Origin of the sequence: Streptomyces murinus (assembly GCF_002154555.1) — a bacterium.
Classification (GTDB): Bacteria; Actinomycetota; Actinomycetes; order Streptomycetales; family Streptomycetaceae; genus Streptomyces; species Streptomyces murinus.
On sequence record NZ_MUNF01000772.1, the window covers coordinates 1 to 4,558 of the forward strand.

The 4,558-nt window shown below is 70.3% G+C and carries 4 protein-coding genes; 1 reads left to right on the forward strand and 3 read right to left on the reverse strand.

Going from position 1 to position 4,558, the window contains the following annotated elements; genetic code table 11:
• Together CCN72_RS34715 and CCN72_RS34725 are read right to left on the reverse strand one after the other, a co-directional pair.
• The coding region (locus CCN72_RS34715; protein ID WP_143664305.1) for a DUF72 domain-containing protein at positions 1 to 412 on the reverse strand (412 nt) is incomplete at its 3' end.
• A gap of 762 nt (positions 413 to 1,174) precedes the next feature.
• Entirely contained in the window at positions 1,175 to 2,536 is a 1,362-nt protein-coding gene (locus CCN72_RS34725; protein ID WP_037656358.1) for a glutamine synthetase family protein, read from the reverse strand.
• A 272-nt stretch (positions 2,537 to 2,808) separates the two neighbouring features.
• Between CCN72_RS34725 and CCN72_RS34730 the strand changes: the two genes are divergently transcribed.
• A complete protein-coding gene (locus tag CCN72_RS34730) occupies positions 2,809 to 3,990 on the forward strand; it encodes a globin domain-containing protein (protein ID WP_086812330.1) in 1,182 nt (393 codons plus the stop codon).
• 13 nt (positions 3,991 to 4,003) lie between these two features.
• Here CCN72_RS34730 and CCN72_RS34735 read toward each other — a convergent pair whose 3' ends face one another.
• A complete protein-coding gene (locus CCN72_RS34735) occupies positions 4,004 to 4,459 on the reverse strand; it encodes an RrF2 family transcriptional regulator (RefSeq protein WP_086812332.1) in 456 nt (151 codons plus the stop codon).
• Positions 4,460 to 4,558 lie beyond the last annotated feature (99 nt).

Here is a 4,558-nt window from a genome sequence, read left to right on the forward strand (position 1 = left end):
GGCCGGGGGCGAGGCTCAGCGGGTACTGGAAGAGGAGGGTGCCGAGGCGGCCGGCGCGGCGGAGGGGGTCCAGGTCCTCGGCGTAGCGGGTCCAGAGTTCGGTCAGGAGGGCGTCGTCGCGGGGGTGTTCGCGCAGGTCCTCGGGGAGGGCGGAGAGGCGGGTGGGGTGGCCGGTGAGGAGGGAGTGCGCCTTGACGTCGAAGCGGAAGCCATCGGGGGTGCGCTCCGCCCAGTGGGTGGTGGTGCGGACGGTGGGCAGGGCGTAGTACGGGGAGTCCGCCTCGACCAGGGGGAAGCGCGTGGCGCAGTGGCGCAGGCGGCCCTCGGTGTCGCGGTGGCCGGGCGGATACCAGCCGCTGGTGAGGAGGGCGCGGTCGGTCCAGCCGCAGGTTCCGATGAGGATGTTCGCCATGGGGGCGGGAGTACCCCGGGGCGCGTCGGCTACGGGTCCCCTCGGCTCAGGTGCGCTGGGTCGGGAACTCGCCTACGCCTCGCAGGAGTTGGAAGAGTTCGGTGGAGGAGCCGACGACTCCGGTGCCGCCCGCGNNGCGCAGGGCGAGGGCGCGGGCGGTGGCGTAGATGAAGACCGGGATCGGGTCGTCCTGGGCGCGCAGTTCCCGGATCAGGTCGAGGCCGGCGGTGCGGTTGGTGCGGGTGCGTTCCCAGCGGCTCATGTCCGAGATCACGGCGTCGAAGGGGCGGTTGCGGCGGGCGAGGGCGCGCAGGGCCTCGTCGGTGGACTTCGCCAGGGTGACCTCGACGCCCAGGGCGCGGAGTTGGGCCACCTCGGTGGCGTTGTTCTCCGGGCGGTCGTCCACCCAGAGCACCGAGTCCAGGGTGCGGCCGGCCGCCGGTGCGCGCACGGAGGCCAGTCGGCCCTGGATGTCGGCGGTGGTGCGGATCAGGCTCTCCGAGACCTCCTGCACCGACAGCTCGGCCTCGCCCACCTTGATCGTGAAACCCCGGGACCGGACTATCTCCTTGATCAGGGGAAAGAGGCGCCACAGCGCGACACCCACCATCAGCGGCCAGGCCAGGCCGGTGAGAGCCTTGATCAGTTCTGTCGCGTCCTTCACGGCTCTCCCCCGAGGTCGAATAGGCGTGCGCCCGATTCTGGCAGGAGGGAGGGGGCGGGGCCGGTCGTTTTCGGACGGCGGCCCCGGGAGAGAGGCGGTTACAGGACGGGGAGGTTCTTGCGAAGCTCGAAGGCCGTGACCTCCGAGCGGTACTCCTCCCATTCCTGGCGCTTGTTGCGGAGGAAGAAGTCGAAGACGTGTTCGCCCAGGGTCTCGGCGACCAGGTCGCTGCGTTCCATCAGGGTCAGGGCCTCGCCCAGGTTCTGCGGGAGGGGTTCGATGCCCATCGCGCGGCGTTCGGCGTCCGAGAGGGCCCAGACGTCGTCCTCGGCACCCGGCGGGAGCTCGTAGCCCTCCTCGATGCCCTTCAGGCCGGCGGCGAGGAGGACGGCGTAGGCCAGGTAGGGGTTGGCGCCGGAGTCCAGGGAGCGGACCTCGACGCGGGCCGAGCCGGTCTTGCCGGGCTTGTACATCGGGACGCGGACCAGGGCGCTGCGGTTGTTGTGGCCCCAGCAGATGTAGGAGGGGGCCTCGCCGCCCGCCCCCGCCGTGCGCTCGGAGCCGCCCCAGATGCGCTTGTAGGAGTTGACCCACTGGTTGGTGACGGCGGCGGCCTCCGCGGCGTGCTTGAGCAGGCCCGCGATGAAGGAGCGGCCCACCTTGGAGAGCTGGTACTCCGCGCCGGACTCGTAGAACGCGTTGCGGTCGCCCTCGAAGAGGGAGAGGTGGGTGTGCATGCCGCTGCCCGGGTGCTCGGAGAACGGCTTGGGCATGAAGGTGGCCTGGACGCCCTGTTCCAGCGCGACCTGCTTCATGACCAGGCGGAAGGTCATGATGTTGTCGGCCGTCGAGAGGGCGTCGGCGTAGCGCAGGTCGATCTCCTGCTGGCCCGGGGCGCCCTCGTGGTGGGAGAACTCCACCGAGATGCCCATCGACTCCAGCATCGTGATCGCCTGGCGGCGGAAGTCCATGCCCACGCTGGTCGGCGTGTGGTCGAAGTAGCCCGAGTTGTCGGCCGGCGTCGGGCGGGTGCCGTCCAGCGGGCGGTCCTTCAGCAGGAAGAACTCGATCTCCGGGTGGGTGTAGAAGGTGAAGCCCAGGTCGGAGGTGCGGGCCAGCGCGCGCTTGAGGACGTAGCGCGGGTCGGCGAAGGACGGGGAGCCGTCCGGCATCAGGATGTCGCAGAACATCCGGGCCGTACCGGGGGTCTCCGCGCGCCACGGCAGCATCTGGAAGGTCGACGGGTCCGGCTTGGCGATCATGTCGGACTCGTAGACACGGGCGAAGCCCTCGATGGCGGAGCCGTCGAAGCCGATGCCCTCGTCGAAGGCCTGCTCCAGCTCGGCGGGGGCCACGGCGACGGACTTGAGGAAGCCCAGCACGTCCGTGAACCACAGGCGTACGAACCGGATGTCGCGCTCCTCCAAGGTGCGGAGCACGAACTCCTGCTGCTTGTCCATCTTCCGATTCCCCATCCTTGCTGGTCAGGAGCATCCCACCACAACACCGTTTCATCCGTGTTGCGGACCTTGATCACCCCGACGTCCACCTTCTGAACGCCTCTCTTACGGCAGGTGTACTGCCCTGCCGCCCATCTTGCCTGTCGGCGGCGGCATCCGTAACGGCCGGGCGGGGTGGGGCGGGGACGTGAGGCAGGACACCACCCTTAAATTTGCATCGTGGATGCATATTTAAATAGCGTTCGATCAGTCGAGATCGCAAGGAGTCCGCGATGTTGTCCGAGCAGTCCGCTGCCACCGTCCGCGCCACCCTCCCCGCCGTGGGGACCGCCATCGAGCAGATCACCGAGCGCTTCTACGCCCGGCTCTTCGACGCCCACCCCGAGCTGCTGCGGGACCTGTTCAACCGCGGCAACCAGGCCTCCGGCGCCCAGAAGTCGGCCCTCGCGGGCTCCATCGCCGCGTTCGCCGGACACCTGGTCGAGCACCCGGACCAGCGGCCGGACGCGATGCTGAGCCGCATCGCCCACAAACACGCCTCGCTGGGTGTCGCACCGGAGCAGTACCCGGTCGTGCACGAGCACCTCTTCGCCGCCATCGCGGAGATCCTCGGCGAGGCCGTCACCCCCGAGGTCGCCGCCGCCTGGACCGAGGTCTACTGGCTGATGGCCAACGCCCTCATCGCCATCGAGAAGCGGCTGTACGAGGAGAGCGGCGGCCAGGAGTTCCGGGAGTGGGAGGTGGTGGGGAGGGAGGAGGAGACCGCCGACGTCGTGTCCTTCCGGGTGCGGCCCGTCGACGGGTCCCCCGTGCGGGGCTTCCGCGCAGGGCAGTACGTCTCCGTGGGGGTGAAGCTGGCCGACGGGGCGCGGCAGATACGGCAGTACAGCCTGTCCGGGGCGCCGGGCGAGGACGTACGGCAGTTCAGCGTCAAGCGGGTGCACGGGGGTACGACGCCGGAGGGGGAGGTGTCCGGTCAGCTGCACGCGCACGTACGGGTGGGTGACGTCATCGAGTTGTCGGAGCCGTACGGCGATCTGGTGCTCGACGGTGTCGCCGGGCGGCCCCTGCTGCTCGCCTCCGCGGGCATCGGTGTGACCCCGATGGTCGCCATGCTGGCCTCGCTCGCGGCCGACGGGCACGACGCGCCGGTCACCGTCGTACACGGCGACCGCTCCCCCGCGGACCACGCCCTGCGCGTCGACCACCGGGCGTACGCGGACAAGCTCGCGGACTCGGACGTCACCTTCTTCTACGAGCGGGACGCCGAACCCGGCGGCCGTACCGGCCTGGTCGACCTGTCCGGGATCGACATCGCGCCCGGCACCTGCGCCTACCTCTGCGGGCCGCTGCCGTTCATGCGCGCCGTGCGCGGCCAGTTGATCGAGAAGGGTGTGGCGCCCGCCGACATCCACTACGAGGTTTTCGGGCCCGATCTGTGGCTCGCCGCCTGATGCCCTGAGCGGCTCAGGAGAGAGGCGGCGGCTCGGCGGGGCGCATCGAGATGCCCAGCAGGACCGGGCCGGTGGGGTCCGTGACGATCTGGTCCAGGGTGATCGGGTCCAGGGAGCCGTAGAACGCCTCCTGGGCCCGGCGCAGCGCGCCGCGCAGCCGGCAGTCCGAGCGCAGCGGGCAGGGGGTGGCGCCCTCGCACTCCACCACCTCGTCGTCGCCCTCGAAGGTGCGCACGATCGCGCCGACGGAGGCCGTACGGCCCCGTTCGGTGAGCGCCAGGCCGCCGCCGCGACCGCGGCGGGCGTCGACCAGGCCCAGGTGCTGGAGTTCGGCGACGACCTTCGCGGCATGCGTGTAGGGCACGCCCATGTCCTCGGCGACCTTGCGGGTCGCGGGCGTGTCCTCGGTGGATACAGCGAGGCGCATCAGAATGCGCAGGGCGAGGTCGGTGGAACGCAGCAGCCTCATAGCGCGAGCGTAAATAATACGCATCCCGGGTGCAAATTTAACCCTTTTGCCGTGCACGCTCTACGGCGGCCCCCCACTCCCCCATTACGATCAGCGGGC

What these genes read in the sequence shown, in the direction of transcription:
- CCN72_RS34725 (WP_037656358.1), bottom strand. Translation starts at nt 2,536, where the DNA reads ATGGACAAGCAGCAGGAGTTCGTGCTCCGCACCTTGGAGGAGCGCGAC.
- CCN72_RS34730 (WP_086812330.1), top strand. Translation starts at nt 2,809, where the DNA reads ATGTTGTCCGAGCAGTCCGCTGCCACCGTCCGCGCCACCCTCCCCGCC.
- CCN72_RS34735 (WP_086812332.1), bottom strand. Translation starts at nt 4,459, where the DNA reads ATGAGGCTGCTGCGTTCCACCGACCTCGCCCTGCGCATTCTGATGCGC.